The sequence below is a fragment of the Streptomyces sp. PTL18 genome, from assembly GCF_059510295.1.
Genome location: NZ_JCAJZO010000009.1, coordinates 71,879 through 91,931, shown reverse-complemented (window position 1 = coordinate 91,931; position 20,053 = coordinate 71,879). Strand labels below are relative to the sequence as shown.

13 protein-coding genes are annotated in these 20,053 nt (G+C 71.5%); 8 read left to right on the top strand and 5 right to left on the bottom strand.

The window, feature by feature from the left end; genetic code table 11:
* Nucleotides 1-15: 15 nt before the first annotated feature.
* The gene (gene fxsT, locus AC5WS8_RS19030) at nucleotides 16-2,991 is read left to right on the top strand and encodes an FxSxx-COOH system tetratricopeptide repeat protein (protein ID WP_496104605.1); all 2,976 of its coding nucleotides are present in this window, start codon (nucleotides 16-18) and stop codon (nucleotides 2,989-2,991) included.
* A 73-nt stretch (nucleotides 2,992-3,064) separates the two neighbouring features.
* Here the strand turns inward: fxsT and AC5WS8_RS19025 are convergent, their stop codons facing one another.
* From AC5WS8_RS19025 to AC5WS8_RS19010, 4 genes are all read right to left on the bottom strand, one after another.
* Complete coding sequence (locus tag AC5WS8_RS19025; RefSeq protein ID WP_496104604.1) at nucleotides 3,065-6,877, bottom strand: multifunctional oxoglutarate decarboxylase/oxoglutarate dehydrogenase thiamine pyrophosphate-binding subunit/dihydrolipoyllysine-residue succinyltransferase subunit; 3,813 nt, start codon at nucleotides 6,875-6,877, stop codon at nucleotides 3,065-3,067.
* A gap of 282 nt (nucleotides 6,878-7,159) precedes the next feature.
* The gene (locus AC5WS8_RS19020) at nucleotides 7,160-8,269 is read right to left on the bottom strand and encodes a HAMP domain-containing sensor histidine kinase (RefSeq protein WP_496104603.1); all 1,110 of its coding nucleotides are present in this window, start codon (nucleotides 8,267-8,269) and stop codon (nucleotides 7,160-7,162) included.
* Nucleotides 8,266-9,003, bottom strand: coding sequence for a response regulator transcription factor (locus AC5WS8_RS19015; protein WP_103839275.1), 738 nt, complete (start codon nucleotides 9,001-9,003; stop codon nucleotides 8,266-8,268). The genes AC5WS8_RS19020 and AC5WS8_RS19015 overlap by 4 nt, the downstream gene beginning before the upstream one ends.
* Nucleotides 9,004-9,115: 112 nt before the next feature.
* The gene (locus tag AC5WS8_RS19010) at nucleotides 9,116-9,820 is read right to left on the bottom strand and encodes a spermidine synthase family protein (protein ID WP_496104602.1); all 705 of its coding nucleotides are present in this window, start codon (nucleotides 9,818-9,820) and stop codon (nucleotides 9,116-9,118) included.
* A 215-nt stretch (nucleotides 9,821-10,035) separates the two neighbouring features.
* Here AC5WS8_RS19010 and AC5WS8_RS19005 point away from each other — a divergent pair, with 215 nt between their 5' ends.
* The 3 genes from AC5WS8_RS19005 to AC5WS8_RS18995 all read left to right on the top strand — a co-directional run bounded on the left by AC5WS8_RS19005 (nucleotide 10,036) and on the right by AC5WS8_RS18995 (nucleotide 14,039).
* Nucleotides 10,036-10,806, top strand: a complete 771-nt coding sequence (locus AC5WS8_RS19005) for a rhomboid-like protein (RefSeq protein WP_496104601.1) — start codon at nucleotides 10,036-10,038, stop codon at nucleotides 10,804-10,806.
* A gap of 133 nt (nucleotides 10,807-10,939) precedes the next feature.
* A complete protein-coding gene (gene lon / locus AC5WS8_RS19000) occupies nucleotides 10,940-13,357 on the top strand; it encodes an endopeptidase La (protein WP_496104600.1) in 2,418 nt (805 codons plus the stop codon).
* A gap of 169 nt (nucleotides 13,358-13,526) precedes the next feature.
* Nucleotides 13,527-14,039, top strand: a complete 513-nt coding sequence (locus tag AC5WS8_RS18995) for a MarR family winged helix-turn-helix transcriptional regulator (protein WP_496104599.1) — start codon at nucleotides 13,527-13,529, stop codon at nucleotides 14,037-14,039.
* 288 nt (nucleotides 14,040-14,327) lie between these two features.
* On the opposite strand, the gene AC5WS8_RS18990 is transcribed toward AC5WS8_RS18995, so the two are convergent.
* A complete protein-coding gene (locus AC5WS8_RS18990) occupies nucleotides 14,328-15,131 on the bottom strand; it encodes a protein phosphatase 2C domain-containing protein (RefSeq protein WP_496104598.1) in 804 nt (267 codons plus the stop codon).
* Between the two features lie 373 nt (nucleotides 15,132-15,504).
* Here AC5WS8_RS18990 and AC5WS8_RS18985 point away from each other — a divergent pair, with 373 nt between their 5' ends.
* Genes AC5WS8_RS18985 through AC5WS8_RS18970 form a run of 4 tightly spaced genes read left to right on the top strand, consistent with a single transcriptional unit; the run spans nucleotide 15,505 to nucleotide 19,937 of the window.
* Complete coding sequence (locus AC5WS8_RS18985; RefSeq protein WP_496104597.1) at nucleotides 15,505-18,426, top strand: sensor histidine kinase; 2,922 nt, start codon at nucleotides 15,505-15,507, stop codon at nucleotides 18,424-18,426.
* On the top strand, nucleotides 18,423-18,920 hold the full coding sequence (locus tag AC5WS8_RS18980; protein ID WP_496104596.1) for a roadblock/LC7 domain-containing protein: 498 nt from the start codon (nucleotides 18,423-18,425) through the stop codon (nucleotides 18,918-18,920). The genes AC5WS8_RS18985 and AC5WS8_RS18980 overlap by 4 nt, the downstream gene beginning before the upstream one ends.
* Complete coding sequence (locus AC5WS8_RS18975; RefSeq protein WP_468250879.1) at nucleotides 18,917-19,318, top strand: DUF742 domain-containing protein; 402 nt, start codon at nucleotides 18,917-18,919, stop codon at nucleotides 19,316-19,318. Before AC5WS8_RS18980 ends, AC5WS8_RS18975 begins: the two co-directional genes overlap by 4 nt.
* On the top strand, nucleotides 19,299-19,937 hold the full coding sequence (locus tag AC5WS8_RS18970; protein WP_496104595.1) for a GTP-binding protein: 639 nt from the start codon (nucleotides 19,299-19,301) through the stop codon (nucleotides 19,935-19,937). The genes AC5WS8_RS18975 and AC5WS8_RS18970 overlap by 20 nt, the downstream gene beginning before the upstream one ends.
* Nucleotides 19,938-20,053 lie beyond the last annotated feature (116 nt).

The following is a 20,053-nucleotide window of genomic DNA, read 5'->3' as shown; positions in this document are numbered from 1 at the left end:
GAAGGAGACCCAGGCATGCCATCCCCGTCCGCTGAGACTGTCACGATCGTCTACGCGGGACAGTCATGGTCCTGGGCGACCTGGATCGAACACCGGCTGGCCCACGCCGGAGCGGTGCCGAAGGCGGTCCGCTGGGATCCGCTGCACACCGCTCCGGACCCCGGACGGCTGACCGGCCTGCTGGCCGGGTCCGGCAAGCTCCTGCTTCTCGTCGACGACTGGTTCGTGCGCTTCGACGAGGCCCGCCGCCAGGCCTGGGCGGACGTTCTGGCCGAGGTCATGCCCCGTGAAGGGCACCGTGTGGTCGCCGTGTCCATCACCGCCGCCACCCTGCCCTCCGCCGCCGAGCGGCTCGGCCGGGTGCTGCCGCTGCGCGGCCTCGACGCCGACCGGGCCGCCGAGGTGCTGCTCCAGGCCCTGGACGTGACCCCGCCGTCGGGGGGACCGGTCAGCCTCGACCGCGCCCGCGGCCCGCGCTTTCCCGAGGACCGGCCGGGCGTCGACAACGCTCCGCGACACAACCGCGATTTCACCGGCCGGGAGCGGGTCCTGGAGCGTGTCCACCAGGCGTTCGCGGAGGGCGGCGAGGGAACGCGCATCGCCCTGCGCGGGCCCGGCGGCATCGGCAAGACGCAGACGGCGACGGAGTACGTCCATCGCTACAAGGGCGAGTACGACATCGTCTGGTGGGTCCGTGCGACGGTGCGCAACCGGGCCCGGGAGGACTTCGCCCGGCTCGCCGACCGGCTCGGTGCGGAGCCGGACACCGGGGACGCGCTGCGCGGGCGCATCGAGGCGGCCAAGCGGGCCCTGGCCGACCGCACCCGGTGGCTGGTCGTCCTCGACGGCGCCGAGGACCCGGAGGACCTCGCGACGCTGCTGCCCGACGGGCCCGGTCACCTCCTGGTCACCACGGCGCGCAGGGAGTGGCACCGATGGGTCGGCCAGGTCGTCGAACTCCCTCCGTTCGACCGGGAGGAGTCCGTCGACTTCGCCTGCAGGCGCAGCGGCCGGCTCACCCGGGACACCGCGAACCGTCTCGCCGCCGCGGTGGAGGACCATCCGCTCCTCATGGACCAGACCGCGGCCTGGGTGGAGCTGAACGAGACCGCCGACATCGACGCGTACATCGCCCGCATCCAGAAGGACGATCCGCACGCCGTGCCGGTGGTCCCCTCGGAGGAGTACCGCAAGGAGTTCCAGGCCGCCTGGGCACAGACCGTCAACACGCTTCGGGAGAAGCGCCCCAACGCCTACGAACTGCTCGCGCTGTTCGCCTTCTTCTCGCCCGACGTCATCCCGCTGACCCTGGTGCAGTCCGCCCGTGCCGGTGACCTGCCGCCGCACCTGGTCTCGCTGGTGACCGAGCCGAGCAGCTGGAACACGGCGCTACGGGTGCTGTCCGACGCCACCTCCATGCGGCTGGAGTACGAGCAGGGCCCGATGGACATCCAGACCGTCGGCACCCTGCGCATGCACCGGCTCTTCCACCGCTTCGTCCGCGGGCACCTGGGCCCGGGGGAGGCCCGCCAGGCCGCCGAGACGGCCCGCCGGGTGCTGGTCGCCGCCGACCCCCGCCGCCCCGGCGACCGCGTCCACTGGGCCCGCTACGCGGAGGTGATACCGCATCTGGAGCCGACGGGCGCGCTCAGCTCCAGCGATCCGGACGTGCGGACGCTGGTGCTCAACTGCGTCGAGTACCTGCGGATCCGCGGCGAGTACAAGGAGGGCCGGCGGCTCAGCCAGGCGGCCGTCAGGGCCTGGACCGCGGCCTCCGGGGAGACCGACCCGGCCGTGCTGGTCGCCGTGCACCAGCTGGCCAACATGGAGCGCCGCCTGGGCCGTTACCGGGAGGCGGAGCGCATCGGACGGGAGGTGCTGCAGCGGATCACCGCCGATCCCGGACGGAGCCCCATCCAGGTGCTGCGGGCCAAGAACGGTCTCGGCGGAACACTCATGGCGCTGGGGAGGTACGAAGAGGCCCGCCTCCTGTACGAGGACGCCGCGGCCCAGGCGGCGGCCGACCTCGGTGACCAGGAGGTGCCGCGCACCCTCGACATCCGCGGCAACCTGGCGATCGCCCTGCGGCTGCTGGGCCGGTACGAGGAGTCACTCGCCCTGCACCGGGCCGTCCTGGAGACGTACATCTCCCTCAGCGGCGGTCGCGACCCGGCGACGCTCGACGCCGGCCTGCACACCGCCTGGACACTGCGGCTGCTGGGCCGGTACGGCGAGGCCCTGGACATCCAGGAGTTGAACCACCGCCTGCACACGGACGCCCTCGGCCGCAATCACGGGCAGACGCTGCTCGCCCAGCACAACCTCGCGCTGTGCCTGCGGCGGGAGGGGTCCTATCTGCGGGCCCGCGGCCTGATGCGCGAGGCACGCGAGCGCATGCTGCGCAGGCACGGGCCCGACCATCCCGAGTCGCTGATGCTGAGCACCGACTACGCCATGCTCCTGCGCGACATCGGAGACCTCGACGACGCCCGGGAACTGGCCGAATCCGCCTACGGCCAGTACACGCGCCTGCTCGGCGACCACCACCCGTACGTGGCGGGGACGCTCGACAACTGCGCCCTCATCCAGGGCGACCAGGGGGAGCTCACGGCGGCCCGCGAACGGGCGGAACGTGCGCGGGCCGCCATGGAGCGGGCCCTGGGCACGGCCCATGTCTGGTCCATCGGCTGTGCGATGAACACCGCCACGGCCCTCGCCCGCACCGGTGAGCTGGAGCGCGCGGTCGCGCTCGGGCGGGACGCGCTGAAGCGCGCGCGTACCGCGGTGGGGGACAGGCATGTCCTCACCCTGAACCTGGCCGCGGGCCTCGCACAGGACCTCGCGGAGACCGGACAGCACGGGAAGGCCGAGTCCGTGCGCAGGGCGGCGGTCCAGGGGCTCACCGAGAACTTCTTCGAAGAACACCGGCAGGTGCGCTACATGCTCGAAGGACGGCGCCCCTACTGGGATTTCGAACCGCAGATGATGTGACGACGCGGCGATGCCGGAAGGGGCCGCCCCCGAGCCGGAGCTCGGGGGCGGCCCCTTCGTGGTGCCGTAGGGCCTAGGCCTCGAACACCTCACGCACCAGCTGCTCCTGCTCCGCCTGGTGCCGCTTCGCCGAGCCCACCGCGGGGGAGGAGCTGTGCGGGCGGGAGATGCGGCGCAGGCGCTCGCCGGCCGGGATGTCCGCGCCGACCGCCAGGTCCAGGTGGTCGATCAGGTTCAGGGCGATGAACGGCCAGGCGCCCTGGTTCGCCGGCTCCTCCTGGGCCCACAGGTACTTCTCGGCGTTCGGGTACTTCTTGATCTCCTCCTGGAGCTCCGCACCCGGCAGCGGGTACAGCCGCTCGAGGCGGATGATCGCGGTGTCCGTGACGCCGCGCTTGGTGCGCTCGGCCTCCAGGTCGTAGTACAGCTTGCCGGCCACGAAGACGACCTTGCGGACGGCGGCGGGGTCCACCGCCGCATCACCGATGACCGGTCGGAACTGACCGGACGTGAACTCCTCCGTCTTCGACGCGGCGGCCTTGAGACGCAGCATCGACTTCGGGGTGAAGACCACCAACGGCTTGTGGTGCGGGTTGTGCACCTGCCAGCGCAGGAGGTGGAAGTAGTTCGACGGGAGGGTCGGCATCGCGACCGTCATGTTGTTCTGGGCGCAGAGCTGGAGGAACCGCTCCACGCGGGCCGAGGAGTGGTCCGGGCCCTGCCCCTCGTAGCCGTGCGGGAGCAGCAGGACGACACCGCTCGTCTGGCCCCACTTCTGCTCGGCCGCCGAGATGTACTCGTCGACCACCGTCTGCGCGCCGTTGACGAAGTCGCCGAACTGTGCCTCCCACATCACGAGCGCGTCGGGGCGGGCCAGCGAGTAGCCGTACTCGAAGCCCATGACCGCGTACTCGGACAGAAGGGAGTTGTAGACGTTGTAGCGCGCCTGCTCCTCGGCGAGGTACTGGAGCGGGGTGTACTCCTCGCCCGTCCGGCGGTCGATGAGGACCGCGTGGCGCTGGCCGAAGGTGCCCCGCTGGGAGTCCTGGCCGGAGAGGCGGACCGGGATGCCCTCCAGCAGGAGGGAGCCGACCGCGAGGGTCTCGCCCATGCCCCAGTCGATCATGCCGTCCTCGACCATCGCCGCCCGGCGCTGCAGCTGCGGCAGCAGACGCGGGTGTACGTGGAAGGAGTCGGGGATGTTGACCTGGGACTCGGCGATCCGCTTGACGACCTCCGTGGAGATCGCGGTGCTGACGGCGACCGGGAAGTCCGCCTGCGGGTCCGACACCGGGCCGGAGACCGGCTGCGACGTGGCCTCGCGGACCTCCGTGAAGACCTTCTCCAGCTGCCCCTGGTAGTCCTGCAGGGCCTGCTCGGCCTCTTCCAGGGTGATGTCGCCGCGACCGATCAGGGACTCGGTGTACAGCTTGCGCACCGAGCGCTTCTTGTCGATCAGGTCGTACATCAGCGGCTGGGTGAAGGCCGGGTTGTCCGACTCGTTGTGACCGCGGCGGCGGTAGCAGATGAGGTCGATCACCACGTCCTTGTTGAACGCCTGACGGAACTCGAAGGCCAGTCGCGCCACGCGCACGACGGCCTCCGGGTCGTCGCCGTTCACGTGGAAGATCGGAGCCTCGATCATGCGGGCCACGTCCGTCGCGTACATGGAGGAGCGCGAGGACTCGGGGGCCGCGGTGAAGCCGACCTGGTTGTTGATGACGATGTGGACCGTGCCGCCGGTGCGGTAGCCGCGCAGCTGGGACATGTTCAGGGTCTCGGCCACCACGCCCTGGCCCGCGAAGGCCGCGTCGCCGTGGATCGCCACCGGCAGGACCGTGAAGTCCGTACCGCCCTTGTTGATGATGTCCTGCTTGGCGCGGCTGATGCCCTCGATGACCGGGTCGACCGTCTCCAGGTGGGACGGGTTCGCGGCCAGCGAGACCGTGATCTGCTCGCCGTCCAGGCCGGTGAAGGTGCCCTGGGCGCCCAGGTGGTACTTCACGTCGCCGGAGCCGTGCATCGACTTCGGGTCGAGGTTGCCCTCGAACTCGCGGAAGATCTGCGCGTACGACTTGCCGACGATGTTCGCCAGCACGTTCAGGCGGCCGCGGTGGGCCATGCCGATGACGACCTCGTCCAGGCGGGACTCGGCCGCCGAGTCGATCACCGCGTCGAGCAGCGGGATGACGGACTCGCCGCCCTCGAGGGAGAAGCGCTTCTGGCCGACGTACTTCGTCTGCAGGAAGGTCTCGAAGGCCTCCGCCGCGTTCAGCCGGCGCAGGATGCGCAGCTGCTCCTCGCGCTCCGGCTTGGTGTGCGGGCGCTCCACGCGGTCCTGGATCCACTTGCGCTGCTTGGGGTCCTGGATGTGCATGTACTCGATGCCGGTGGTGCGGCAGTACGAGTCGCGGAGCACGCCGAGGATGTCGCGCAGCTTCATCATCGACTTGCCGGCGAAGCCGCCGACGGCGAACTCGCGCTCCAGGTCCCACAGGGTGAGACCGTGCTCGGTGATGTCCAGGTCGGGGTGCTTGCGCTGCTGGTACTCCAGCGGGTCGGTGTCGGCCATGACGTGGCCGCGGACCCGGTAGGAGTGGATCAGCTCGAAGACGCGGGCGGCCTTGGTGACGTCGTCGTCGTGGCTGGCGTCGATGTCCTTGAGCCAGCGGACCGGCTCGTAGGGGATGCGCAGGGCCTCGAAGATCTCGTCGTAGAAGCGGTTCTCGCCGAGGAGGAGGTTCGCGACGACGCGCAGGAACTCGCCGGAGGCGGCGCCCTGGATCACCCGGTGGTCGTAGGTCGACGTGAGCGTCATGACCTTGGAGACGCCGAGCTTGTTCAGGGTGTCCTGGGAGGTGCCCTGGAACTCCGCGGGGTAGTCCATGGAGCCGACACCCATGATCACGGACTGGCCGGGCATCAGGCGCGGCACGGAGTGGACGGTGCCGAGGCCGCCGGGGTTCGTCAGGGAGACGGTGACGCCGGTGAAGTCGTTCATCGTCAGCTTGCCGTCGCGGGCGCGGCGGACGATGTCCTCGTAGGCCTGCCAGAACTCGAAGAAGTTCAGCGTCTCGGCCTTCTTGATCGCCGCGACGACGAGCTGGCGGTCGCCGTTGGGCTTGACCAGGTCGATGGCGAGGCCGAGGTTGACGTGGTCCGGCTTGACGAGGGTGGGCTTGCCGTCCTTCTCCGCGAACGACCAGTTCATCGACGGCATCGCCTTGATGGCCTGGACCATGGCGTAGCCGATGAGGTGCGTGAAGGAGATCTTCCCGCCGCGGGCGCGCTTGAGGTGGTTGTTGATGACGATGCGGTTGTCGAAGAGCAGCTTCACCGGGACCGCGCGCACGGACGTGGCCGTGGGGATCTCCAGGGAGGCGTTCATGTTCTTCGCGACGGCGGCGGCGGGGCCGCGCAGCGTCACCAGTTCGGGGCCGGCGGGGGCCTCGGACACGGGCTCGTCCTTCGTGGGCTGGGCGGGGGCCGCGGCGGGCTTCGCGGCGGCGGGTGCGGCGGGCTTGGCCGCGGCGGGAGCGGCGGCCGGGGCGGGCTTCGCCGGAGCCGGCGCGGCGGCCGGCCGGGGAGCGGCGGCCGGGGCCTGCGGTGCGGCGGGCGCGGCCTGCGCCGCCTGGGGCGCCGTGGTGGTCTCCGCGGCCCCCGCGACCGCGGTACCCGACGGAGCCGAGGAGGCGGCTGCGGCGGCCCCCGGCTTGTAGTCGGCGAAGAAGTCCCACCAGGCGCGGTCTACCGAATTCGGGTCCTGGAGGTACTGCTGATAGATCTCGTCGACGAGCCACTCGTTGGGACCGAACGCGGCTGCGGGGTTCTTCCCGGCTTGGTCGTCGGTCGAGAGGTTCGAGTTACTGGGGGACTGTGGCGACACGGCGGCAACCGCCCTCTTCCGCTTCACAAGGTGATTGGACAGCGGGAATAAAGGCTACGCCTCCAAGACCGCGAAGGTCAGGTCGGGCCCGTTCATCGTCGCGTAAGTCACATCGAAAAGTGCGTTTCAGGGGTTGAAATGGCGGGAAACAAGCGTGGTTCCGGTTGTGGGCGGGTGCGACGACCCGGACCCGGCGCGGGGAGTGCGCGGGCCTCTGCCTGATCACACGTGTCCGGCTGCGCGGACAGGCGTGGATCTTGTTGTTCCACTTCGAACTTTACGTCAACTCGGCAGGGACGGCTCTCCCGGAAGGGTGACCTGGATCCGGCAGCCCCGCTGGGATTCGGCCACCCCGATCCGGCCACCGTGGAGATCCACCACCCAGCGGGCGATCGCCAGGCCGAGGCCCGTGCCTCCGTCGCTGCCGGGCCCGTGCGGCCGGTTCACCGCGCCGCGGTTGAAGCGTTCGAACACCCGGTGCCACTCCGACTGGGGGATGCCGGGGCCCTCGTCCAGCACCTCCAGCTCCAGCGAGTCGGGGGTGGGGCCGCGCCGGGCCCTCACCGTGACCCGGCCGTGCGGCGGGCTGTGCTTGACCGCGTTGTCGATCAGGTTGGCGACGACCTGGTGGATGCGCTCCGGGTCCGCGTGCGCGGTCAGCTCCGGGGGGGAGACGTCGAGGTGCAGATGGACGTCCGTACGGGTGTGGTTGCCGGAGCCCGAGGCGATGCCCGCGCGAGCGGAGGACACCATCTGGGCCTCCTTGAGGACGCCCGAGAGGTACGGCCACACCTCGAAGCGACGTCTCCTCAGCGGGACGACGCCGTTGTCCAGGCGGGAGAGGTCCAGCAGGGTCTCGACCAGGCGGCCGAGGCGCTCGGTCTGCTTCAGCGCCGTGCGCATGGTCTCCGGATCCGCCTCGGTGACCCCGTCGACGATGTTCTCCAGCACCGCGCGCAGGCCCGCGATGGGGGTGCGCAGCTCGTGCGAGACGTTCGCCACCAGCTCCTTGCGCTGGCTGTCCTGGGCCTCCAGCTCGTCGGCCATCAGGTTGATCGTCTGGGCCAGGTCGCCCAGCTCGTCCCGGCGGTTGTCCCGCACACGACGGCTGTAGTCGCCGTGCGAGATCGACCGGGCCACCGCGTTCATCTCGTCCAGCGGGGCGGTGAGCGAGTGCGCCACGAACTGCGTGATCAGCAGGGTGGCGATCATCGAGAACACCGTGATGAACCGCAGCTCGGTGGCGGTGCGTACCGCGATCATCAGCAGGCCCGTGGTGATGAACACCGAGATGACGACCAGCGCGCCCAGCTTGGTCTTGATCGAGAACGGGCGAACGCCGCCCCAGGGCTCCCCGGGGCTCCTCCGTGCGGCCGACCGCCCGTGACTCATGGCGTCGGGGTCTCCAGCGCGTAGCCGACACCGTGCACGGTCCGGATGCGCTCCGCGCCGATCTTCCGCCGCAGCGCCTTGATGTGGCTGTCCACGGTGCGGGTGCCGGAGGCGTCCGCCCAGTCCCACACCTCGGCGAGCAGCTGCTCGCGGGAGAGTACGGCGCGCGGCGTGTTGGCCAGGCACACCAGCAGATCGAACTCGGTGGGCGTCAGATGGACGTCCTCGCTGCGCACCCGCACCCGGCGCTGTGCGTGGTCGATCTCCAGTTCGCCGAGGCGCAGTATGCCGGTGCGGGGAGTCGCGGCGGCCAGCGCCGCCCGCTCCACCCGGCGCAGCAGCACGTGCACGCGCGCCGCGAGTTCGCGCATCGAGAAAGGCTTGGTCATGTAGTCGTCCGCGCCGACGCCGAGTCCGACCAGCATGTCCGTCTCGTCGTCGCGCGCGGTGAGCATCAGCACCGGCACCGGGCGCTGGGCCTGCACGCGCCGGCAGACCTCCAGGCCGTCGAAGCCCGGCAGCATGATGTCGAGGATCAGCAGGTCGGGCTGCCAGGCCTCCGCCGTGTCGACCGCCGCCGGACCGTCACCTGCCGTTTGCACGAGGAATCCCTCCGCGCGCAGACGGGTGGCGATGGCGTCGACGATCGTCTGGTCGTCCTCGACCACCAGGACGCGCCGTTGGGCGCCCGGGGTCGCCGTCGTGCCGTTGTGGGAGGTGTGTGTCTGCTCCATCGCCCGCCCCTGGGGTTGCTTTCCGGAATCCGTGGGGTGATCCCATGACTGCGTTTGACGCTTGAATGATCCGCGCCAGGGAAGCAGCGTACGGGGAGTTACCGCCGGTCGGCTATCCAGGTCCGATCGCGAGGTGCACGACGTCCGGAACGCCCCGGGCAACGGGGACCTCTTCGGTACGCACCTGTTGGAACCCGGCATTCCAGAGGGTTCCTTCAAATTCCGGGGACGGCGCGGCCGACCACACCGCGAGCACGCCGCCGGGTCTCAACGCCCTTGCACAGCTTGCGAGTCCGGCCGCCGAGTAGAGGCTGCCGTTGTCGTCCGTGACCGTCCAGGCGGGCCCGTTGTCGATGTCCAGGCACAGTGCGTCATACGTGTCCGATGTCTCATTGACGTGGGCGAGGAGGTCGGCTTCCACGATGCGGGTGCGCGGATCGGTGAGCGCCTCGGCGGACAGCGCGGCCAGGGGGCCGGCGAGGTGCCAGTCGATGACGGCGCGTTCGCGTTCGACGACGGTGATGCGCCCCCAGCGGGGGTCGGCCGCCGCGTGCGCGAGCGAGAAACCGACGCCGAGTCCGCCGATCAGCACGCTCGGGTCCGGGCGGCCGTCCAGGGCGTGCGAAGCGGCCTCCACCAGCAGCCGTTCCGAGCGCCCGTCGGAGGTGTCCATCAGGAAACAGCCGTTGGCGATGATCTGCAGCAGCTCACCGTGGCGCCGCAGCACGACCTCGCCGTGCGGGCCCTCACGACGGTCCAGGACCATGGGGGTGGCGTCGGTGTCGCCGGTGTCGTCGGTGTCGTACGGATGAGGCATGGGCCACATTCTGGTGACGGGCGGGGTGCGGGACGACGCATTTTCCTCCCCGCGGCCGGACGCGCCGCCGCCGGCGGCCGACCGTCGTGCGCGACCGCACCGGACGCGGAAACCGCCTGAGAAGTTGCTTTGAATCACGCCCTCGGGTGGCGTCGGTCATAGACAGCGACCGGCGTGGCGCGAAGGGTGGAGCGGGACGGAAGGAGCGCCGCACCTTGGAACGTACGGTCTCGGCCGACGCCACGCTCACGCCCACCGGGACGGGCGCGCCGCTTCTGGACGGCATGCCGCGCCAGCGCACCGCGCCGCCGCCCGTCGCGCCCCCGGTCCCGCTGCCGGTGCGGTGGACGGCCCCGCGCCTGCTCGAGCTGCTGCCGGGCCCCGAGCGGGCACCGTTCACCTTCGGATACGCCGCCGTGCTGCTGGTGACCTCCCTGTTCGCCCGGTACGCCGATCCGTCGCTGGTGAACGCCCTGTACCGGGGATCCAGCACGGACGTCGCACATCTGACGCGCAGTCCGGTGGTGGTGCTGCTGGCCAGCGCGCTGTGGATCGCCGGCGGGATGATGTCGTACTACGCGCTCGTCTTCCTGGTCGTGCTGACGGCGCTGGAGCGGCGCATAGGCGGCGCGCGCACGGCGGTCGTCTTTCTGCTCGGCCATGTGCTCGCGACGCTGGGCACCGAGGTCCCGGTCGGCCTCGCGGTGCTGGCGGGGCATCTGCCGGACAGTTCCCTGCACCGCCTCGACTACGGCATCAGCTTCGGCGTGGCGGCGAGTCTGGGCGCGCTGACGGGGGTGCTGCGGCCGTCGCTGCGCTGGACGGTGCTGATCGTGTTCACCGCGCTACTCCTGCAGGACCTGGCCGAGTTCACGGACCCGCTGAGCAACTGGGGCCACCTGCTGGCGCTGGCGATCGGCGTCGGGACCTGGCCGCTGGTACGGCGCTGGGCCCTGACGGGGGCCGCAGCCGCGCCGACGAGCTGACCCGGCGCCGCTCCGTGCCCGGCCACAGCGGTCGCCCCAACTGATCGCCCAGAGCGAACAGTAGGTGGGGAACAATCGAATCCTCTCGTGCATTGAGTCACCACAGCTCAACTTGACTGCCGAAGGGGAGATCATGGCTTCGACGTCCACACCGCTCACCCTGCCTGTGCTGCCGCTCGACGGCGAGGTTGTCCTGCCCGGCATGGTGGTCCCGCTGGACCTGAGCGACTCCGAGGTGCGCGCTGCGGTGGAGGCCGCCCAGGCGGCCGCCCGCTCGGAGCCCGGAAAGCCCAGGGTCCTGCTCGTTCCACGCATCGACGGCACCTACGCCGCCAACGGCGTCCTCGGCACCGTCGAGCAGGTCGGCCGGCTCGCGGACGGCGACCCGGGGGCGCTCATCCGCGGCGTGGGACGGGTGAGGATCGGTGCGGGCACCACCGGGCCCGGCGCGGCGCTGTGGGTCGAGGGGACACGCATCGACGAGACGGTTCCCGACCCGCTGCCCGGCCACGTCGCCGAACTCGTCAAGGAGTACAAGGCCGTCGTCGCCGGCTGGCTGAAGAAGCGCGGCGCCTGGCAGGTCGTCGACCGTGTCCAGGCCATCGACGACGTCTCCGCGCTCGCCGACAACTCCGGCTACTCGCCCTTCCTCACCATCGAACAGAAGGTCGAACTGCTGGAGACCACCGACCCGGTGGCCCGGCTGAAGCTCGCCACCCGGCAGCTGCGCGACCACCTCGCCGAGCAGGAGGTCGCCGAGTCCATCGCCAAGGACGTCCAGGAGGGCGTCGACAAGCAGCAGCGCGAGTTCCTGCTGCGCCGCCAGCTCGAAGCCGTCCGCAAGGAGCTGCGCGAGCTGAACGGCGACACCGCCGAGGGCGAGGAGTCCGACGACTACCGCGCCCGCGTGGAGGCCGCCGACCTCCCCGAGAAGGTCCGCGAGGCCGCCCTCAAGGAGGTCGACAAGTTCGAGCGCACCAGCGACCAGTCGCCCGAGGTCTCCTGGATCCGCACCTGGCTGGACACCGTCCTCGAGATGCCGTGGAACGAGCACACCGAGGACGCCTACGACATCCGTGGCGCCAAGGAGATCCTCGACGCCGAGCACGCGGGCCTTGAGGACGTGAAGGAGCGCATCACCGAGTACCTGGCGGTGCGCAAGCGGCGCGCCGACCGGGGGCTCGGCGTCGTGGGCGGCCGCCGCGGGGGTGCCGTGCTCGCGCTCGTCGGCCCGCCCGGCGTCGGCAAGACCAGCCTCGGCGAGTCCGTCGCGCACGCCATGGGCCGCACGTTCGTCCGCGTCGCCCTCGGCGGCGTCCGCGACGAGGCCGAGATCCGCGGCCACCGGCGCACGTATGTCGGCGCGCTGCCCGGCCGTGTCGTCCGCGCCATCAAGGAGGCCGGGTCCATGAACCCGGTCGTCCTGCTCGACGAGATCGACAAGGTGGGCTCCGACTTCCGCGGCGACCCGGCCGCGGCCCTGCTGGAGGTGCTGGACCCGGCGCAGAACCACACCTTCCGCGACCACTACCTGGAGGTCGAACTCGACCTGTCGGACGTGGTGTTCCTGGCCACGGCCAACGTCCTGGAGGCCATCCCGGAGGCGCTGGCCGACCGCATGGACATCGTCCGCCTGGACGGCTACACCGAGGACGAGAAGGTCGTCATCGCCCGTGACCACCTGCTCCCGCGCCAGCTGGAGCGGGCCGGCCTGAACAAGGACGAGGTCACGATCGAGGAGGCCGCGCTGCGCAGGCTCGCCGGCGAGTACACGCGCGAGGCGGGCGTGCGCACCCTGGAGCGGTCCATCGCGCGGCTGCTGCGCAAGGTCGCCGCCCAGCACGAACTCGGCGAACGGGAGCTGCCCTTCACGGTCCGGGACGAGGACCTGCGCGGACTGCTCGGACGCCCGCACCACGTGCCCGAGTCCGCCCAGGACCCGGCCGAGCGGCGCACCGCGGTCCCGGGTGTGGCGACCGGCCTCGCGGTCACCGGAGCGGGCGGCGACGTGCTGTACGTCGAGGCCTCGCTGGCCGACCCGGAGACGGGCGCGGCGGGCGTGACCCTGACCGGTCAGCTCGGCGACGTGATGAAGGAGTCCGCGCAGATCGCGCTCAGCTTCCTGCGCTCCCACGGTGCCGAACTGGAGCTGCCCGTCGGGGATCTCAAGGACCGCGGCGTGCACATCCACTTCCCGGCGGGCGCGGTTCCCAAGGACGGTCCGAGCGCGGGCATCACCATGACCACCGCGCTGGCCTCGCTGCTGTCGGGCCGGCTGGTCCGCACGGACGTGGCGATGACCGGCGAGGTCTCGCTCACCGGGCGTGTGCTGCCGATCGGCGGGGTGAAGCAGAAGCTGCTCGCCGCGCACCGGGCGGGGATCACCACGGTGATCATCCCCAAGCGCAACGAGCCCGACCTGGACGACGTCCCGGCCGAGGTGCTGGACAAGCTCGACGTGCACGCCGTCACGGACGTCCGCCAGGTCCTTCAGCTGGCGCTCGAGCCCGCCACGAGCGACGCGACGCCGGAGGTTCCCGTGGCGGCGTGACGGGCGCCACGGGATGAGGGAAGGCCCGGGTTTCGTGAGGGAGGCCCGGGCCTTCGCCATGGACCGGTGCTGCCATCGGTCCGCGACTGCGAAATACTGACACGAGCTGCGCCAACGGCGACCTTCGGCGGAAACTGCGAGGAACGGGAAACCGGATCAGGTGACTGACGTGCACGAGGACGGAAACGGCGAGCGGCGTTCGGTGGAACCCGGCGCGCCGTCGGACGGCGCGGACCGGTCCGGTGGCGTGGACCAGGAGTTCCTGGCGCTCGAGCGTGAGTTGACCGTGTTCCTGCGGCGTGCCCGCGCCAACGCGGGCCAGATGGCCCGGGAGGTCCACCCGGACCTGGAGTCCGCCGCGTACGGGCTGCTCGTACGACTGGACGAGTGCGGCCGCCAGCGCGCCACGGAACTCGCCGCCTACATCGGTGTCGGCAAGGCCACGATGTCCCGCCAGCTGCGCGCCCTGGAGGAGCTCGGCCTGGTCGCCCGGGAGCCCGACCCGGCCGACGGCCGTGCCTGGCTCGTGCACCTGACGGAGGAGGGCCGGCGGCGCGTCGGCCGCGTCCGCGAGGCCCGCCGCGCCCGCTATGTGGACAAGCTCGCCCACTGGGACCCGCGCGAGGTCGCGGAACTGGCGCGGCTGCTGCACCGGCTCAACCTGGGCATGGAGAAGCAGTAGTCCTACAGGCGCAGTAGCCCTGCAGACGCAGTGGCCCTGCCAGACGCAGGAGTCCTGCGGGGAGCCCTGAGGGGGCCTTGCCCCATGCCCGCCCGGGTCGCGCCGCCCGGCACCGCACTCCGCCGAGCTCTTCGGGCAGGGGCCCACGCCGCGTTGCGGAAAAGCCCTGGTAGCTCCTCCTCCAAGCTCCCGGCTCCGCTCGGGCAGGGGTCCCCATCCAGGACTCTCCGGCGCCTTGCCACGCACGGCACCGGACGGCACCTCACCACGCGACCTGAACGCGGACGCTCATGGTGCGAGGCGCCAAGGCTCCACGTACACCACCGTCGCGTCGTCGTGCGTCTTGCCGCGGCCGAGATGCGTCCGTTCCCCGCGGTCGGCGCGCTCCAGCTCCCGTACGCGTTCCACCAGCGCCGCTGCTCCCTCCTTGCGGACGACCGTGAACAGATCCGTCCAGTCGCCCTGGCGGAACTTCTCCGTCCAGCGGGTCGCGCCGTCCGTCAGGGCCGCGAGGGCGCGCACCCGCCCGCGCGGCAGTTCGCCGGTGACCGCGCGGGCCGCGACCGAGGGATCCGCGGCCGCCGTGAAGAAACCGCCCTCCTTGTTGCGGACGGTCGCGTCCACCAGCGCGTCCGTGGCCAGGGCCGCGCGCGGGAGGCGGGCGAGGCGGTCGTCCAGGAGAGCGGTGACCGTGCCGTCGGAGGCCTCGACGAGGAGCGCCGCGTCGGACAGGACCAGGTACTCCACCGCGGTGTCGGACCAGCGGGCGAGGGCCACGGTCGCCTGGGGGGTACGCGGGTGAGAAAGGTCACAAGTCGAGGCGTGGGTGTCGGCGGTACGGAGAACGGCCTCCGCAAGGACCTCGGACAGCGTCAGATCCCGGCGGGAAACGGACAGTTCGGTCAGCAGGCCGCCCAGGCGCGCGCAGAACCAGGGGACGGAATGAAGACAACCGTCGTCGCCGCCGGGCGGGGTCACCCCGTCCAGGACGACCAGCGCTCCGCCCTGCCCTGAAGCCGGAAGCGCGAGCGCGGCGAAGTCCTCGTTGGGGCGGGTCGCGCCGCCGGGCTCGGAGGTCAGCTCAATACGCATCCAGCCAGTCTGCACGAGGCCTTCACAAGGTCCGCGAAAGGCCGTCAATGGTCGCGGAATCGATGCGGTCGCGCAGCTCAGTCGCCTGGTTTGATACGGAATAATCGCTTCCGGTGAAGCGTGGCGGCGAATATTGCCAAAGTGCGCCGCAGACGTCCAACCGGCCCGTCGTGCAAGGCCTCCGCACGCGCCAGAGGAACTTGCCCGCCAACTCCCCGCCGATGTTCACTCCTTCGGGTGGCGGGTCAGGCGAAGCGAGACCTCTGCCCACCGGCACTGGGAGGGTCGGAAGCCGTCGTACCGGGTCGGCATTCCCGTTGACGGAACGTCACCCCGGGCCCATGGGTACACGAGTGAGGAAGTGCGAGCACCGGTGCAGAAGACGCGGCCTCGGAGCACAGGCAAGCAGACGGCCCCCGGGCAGGCGGCCTCGACCGAGTCCGCGGGCCGCGGCCGCGCCGCCCATGTGCGCAACCGTCTGATCATCGCGGTGGCCGTGGTCGCCGCCGCCATCGCCGGGGCCGGGGCGCCGAGCGTGGTCGCCGCCTCCGGGCAGCTGCACGACTCCCAGAACCTGGTCACCCTCGCCGAGCAGACCCAGGACGCGCTGGTCCTCGCCCACTCGCTGGCCGACGAACGCGACGACGTCACCTCGTACGTGGCCGCGGGACGCCCCGGGTCCAAGGCGCCCGCCGAGCAGCGGAGCGCGCGCGTCGACCGGGAGATCGAGGACCTCCGCGCCAACCCGGACCTCTCGGCCGGCCTGCGCAAGGACCTCGACGACGTGGCCGCCGTACGGCGATCGGCGCTCACCGGCAAGAGCACCGCTCTCCAGGCGCACCAGGCGTATTCCGCCGTCATCACCGAGCTGCACGCCCTCGCCGAGCAGCTGGCCGACGCGATGCCGCCGCGCGCGGGCTCCGGCGCCCACTCCCTCGCCGAGCTCGACACCGCCGTGCAGCAGGCCGCCGCCGCCCGCGGACTGCTCCTCGCGGCCCTGAACATCCCGCGCACCACCCGGACCGTCATCAGCCCGGTCACCGGCCTGCCGACCACCACGAGCACCGCCTCGGACGCCGACACCAAGCAGCGCGACGCGCTCACCGCCGCAGCCCAGCAGGCCGCCGTCCGCTCCGAGGCGGCGATCGCCGGCTTCCGTGACACCGCGCCCGCCGCGGCCAAGTCCTCCTACGACTCCACGGTCACCGGCCCCGAGGTGTCCTCCGCCGAGAAGTACCTCGCCGACCTCACCGACCAGCCCACCCTGTCCGACAGCGACCTCGGCCTGAGCACCAAGAAGGTCGACGCCGCCCTCTCCGCCCGCGTCGACCTGATGCGCGGCGTCGAGTCCTCCCTCTACCAGGGCCGCAGCAAGGACCTCGCCCAGCAGCGCGACAACGACGTCACCGCGCTGGAGATCCGCATCGCCGTCCTCGGGGTGCTGCTGCTCGTCGCCGTCGGCATCGCCATGGCCATGGCCCGCAGCCTCACCCGCCCGCTCGCCGTGCTCCGCCTCGGCACCGCGCGCGTGGCCGCCGACCCGGCCGCCGAGGAACCGGTGAGGTTCACGGGCCGCAACGACGAGTTCGCCCAGGTCGTCCGCTCCGTCAACGCCCTGCACGCCCACGCCCTCGCCCTCCAGGAGCGACTGTCCACCCTGGAGGCCGACCGCAAGCACCTCGTCGGCCAGCGGCAGACCATGGCCGACGAACGGGAGAAGCTGCGCGCCGAACTCGCCCGGGCCGCCACCCACCTGCAGCAGGTCCGGCACAGTATCCACTCCACCTTCGTCAACCTCGCCCTGCGCACCCTCGGCCTGGTCGAGCGCCAGCTGACCGTCATCGAGGGCCTGGAGGAGCGGGAGCAGGACCCGGAGCGGCTGTCCACGCTGTTCAAGCTGGACCACTTCGCCACGGTCATGCGGCGCCACAGCGAGAACCTCCTCGTCCTGGCCGGAGCCGAGCACGTCCAGCAGCACGCCGTGCCGGTACCGCTCGTCGACGTGGTCCGCGCCGCCGTCAGCGAGATCGAGCGCTACGAGCGCGTCCGGATCGCCGCACTGCCACCGCACGCGCACGTCGCCGGATTCGCCGCCGACGACCTGTCCCACCTGCTGGCCGAACTCATGGAGAACGCCACCGCGTTCTCCCCGCCGGACGTGCCCGTCGAGGTTTCGGGCTGGCTCCTGGAGAGCGGCGAGGTGATGCTCTCCGTCCAGGACGAGGGCATCGGCATGACCGCCGAGCGGATGAGGGCGCTCAACGTCCGGCTCGCCGACTTCGCCCCGGAGGACCCCTACGAACAGGAGAGCGGCGAGGGCCTCGGGCTCGGCCTGTACGTGGTGGCCCGCCTCGCCCACCGGCACGGGGTGCGGGTGCAGCTGCGGGAGCAGAAGCAGGGGGGCGTCGCGGCCGTCGTGGTCCTGCCGAAGCCACTGCTCGCCGAGGCGCCGGCCGCGGCCGTGCCCGTCGGGGCGCCGGTGGCCGGGGGCGCGCCCTCCTTCTCGCTGCCCGGCGCGGACGCGGAGGTCAACGCCAACGTCCTCAGCGGCCGCAAGCGGCTCACGGTGCAGGAGCCCAGGGGCGTCGAGGACCCCCTGATCGCGGCGGCGGAGGAGGCCGTACGGGAGCGGGAGGAGAGCGGTCGGCGGGAGGAGAGCGGTCGGCGGCAGGACTTCGTCGGCGGTGAGGAATCCGTACGGGACGACTGGCACGCACCGGAACCCGAACCCGCGGGCGAGCCCGCCGCCGAACCGGAGTCCGGTCCCGAGACCACGATGGAGCTGTTCCTTCCGTCGCCCCGAGCGGCGGAACCCGCCCCGGCCGCCGGCATCCCCGCCCAGGCAGCCGCCGAACCCTGCTCCATCGGCCCCGAGACCCACGAACGCACCGCGGACGAGGGAGAGCCGCGGCCCGCCGCGCAGGCGCCCCGCACCACCGCTCCCGAGCTGCCCGCGCCCGAGGCGTCCCAGGAGCCCGAAGCGCCCCAGGAGCCCGAGCCGCCCCGGCTCACCGCCAAGGGACTCCCCAAGCGCACCCCCAAGATCTCCGCGCCCGCTCCGGCTCCGCGACCCCGTGCCGGCGGCGTGGACGCCGAGGCGCTGCGCCGCAGGCTCGGCGGCTTCCACCGGGGGGCCAGGGAGGGCTACCGCCACGCCGAGGCGGAGATCGCCGAGCGGACGGGGGAGACCAGGGCACCCGGGCACCGGCCCACCGCACCACCTCAGCACGCGACACCCAGCACCGCACAGGACGTTGAATCAACGGGGGGCACAGTCGAGGAGGCAAGCAGTTGACCGCGCCCAGTACCTTCGGACTGAGCAGTGAGGCCCGCAATCTGCACTGGCTGCTGACCAACCTGGTGGAGGAGGTGCCCGGCATCCTGTCGGTCGCGGTGGTCTCCTCCGACGGCCTGCTCCTGCTCTCGTCCGACCCCGGCCGGGTGGCGGAAGCCCGCGCCGGCCGCGACGGAAGGCCGAGCGGCCCGAAGGGGTCCGCCGCCGACCTCGCCACCATCGTCTCCGGCATCGGCAGCCTGACCATCGGCGCCGCCAAGCTGATGGACGCCGGCCGGGTCAAGCACACGATGGTCGCGATGGACGAGGGCAGCCTGTTCGTCATGTCCATCAGTGACGGCTCGCTGCTCGGCGTGCACGGCTCCGCGGACTGCGACATGAGCGTGGTGGCGTACCACATGGCGCTCTTCGTCGGCCGCGCCGGACACGTCCTGACACCCGAACTCCGCAGCGAGTTGCGCAGGTCCCTGGAGTCGGCGGGGAGCGTCCGATGAGCGGCACCCAGAAACTCCCCGTCCGCGGCGGCGACCGCAAACCCGCCCGGGTCCGCCCCTACTCGCTCACCGGCGGCCGTACCCGCTTCGGCCACGTCCTGCTCGTCGAGACGTTCGTCGCCGCCCTGGACGCCCCGGAGGAGCGGCGGGAGCTGACGAATGGTTCACTGTCCACCCGCGTGATGCCGGAGATGCGGGCCATCGTCGAACTGTGCCGCCGTATGCGCACGGTGGCGGAGATCGCGGCACTGCTGAAGATGCCGCTCGGGGTGGTCCGCGTGCTCCTGAGCGATCTCGCGGACCAGGGAAAGATCCGTGTGTACGGAACCGGTCACGGCACGGGAGCGCCGGACCGCGCTCTGCTGGAAAGGGTGCTGAGTGGACTCCGTCGTCTCTGACGCCGCCCCGGGCGTCGATCGACTCGTCGAGCCCGACGAGGAACTGAAGGCCTGGCAGACGGACCGGACGCGCGCCCCGATAGCCACGAAGATCGTGGTGGCGGGCGGCTTCGGCGTCGGCAAGACCACCCTGGTGAGCGCTGTCTCGGAGATCACGCCTCTGCAGACCGAGGCGCTGATGACCGAGGCCAGTGAGGAGACCGACGACCTCACCGGCACCCCGGACAAGCTCACCACCACCGTGGCCATGGACTTCGGCCGCATCACGCTCGACGACGACCTGGTGCTCTACCTCTTCGGCACACCGGGTCAGCAGCGGTTCTGGTTCATGTGGGACGACCTGGTGCGCGGCGCGATCGGGGCGGTCGTCATGGCCGACACCCGGCGGCTCGCGGACTGCTTCCCGGCGCTGGACTACTTCGAGAGCAGCGGTCTGCCCTACATGGTCGCGGTGAACCACTTCGACGGCAGCGAGCGGTTCGAACCCGAGGACGTGCGCGAGGCCCTCACCATTCCCGTACACATACCTGTCATGATCATGGACGCGCGCCGCCGGATCTCGGTGATCGAGACCCTTCTGGCCCTGGTGGGCCACGCGCTGGACGTCACCCCCGAGTAGTCCCCCGGCAGTGAGCGAGCCGAAGGGGCGAGCCGGCGTGGAGGGGCCGAACGCGCGGAGGCCCGAAGGGCCGGGCACGATCGGGCCCCCGACACCGGCTTCGGCACTCCGGAGGC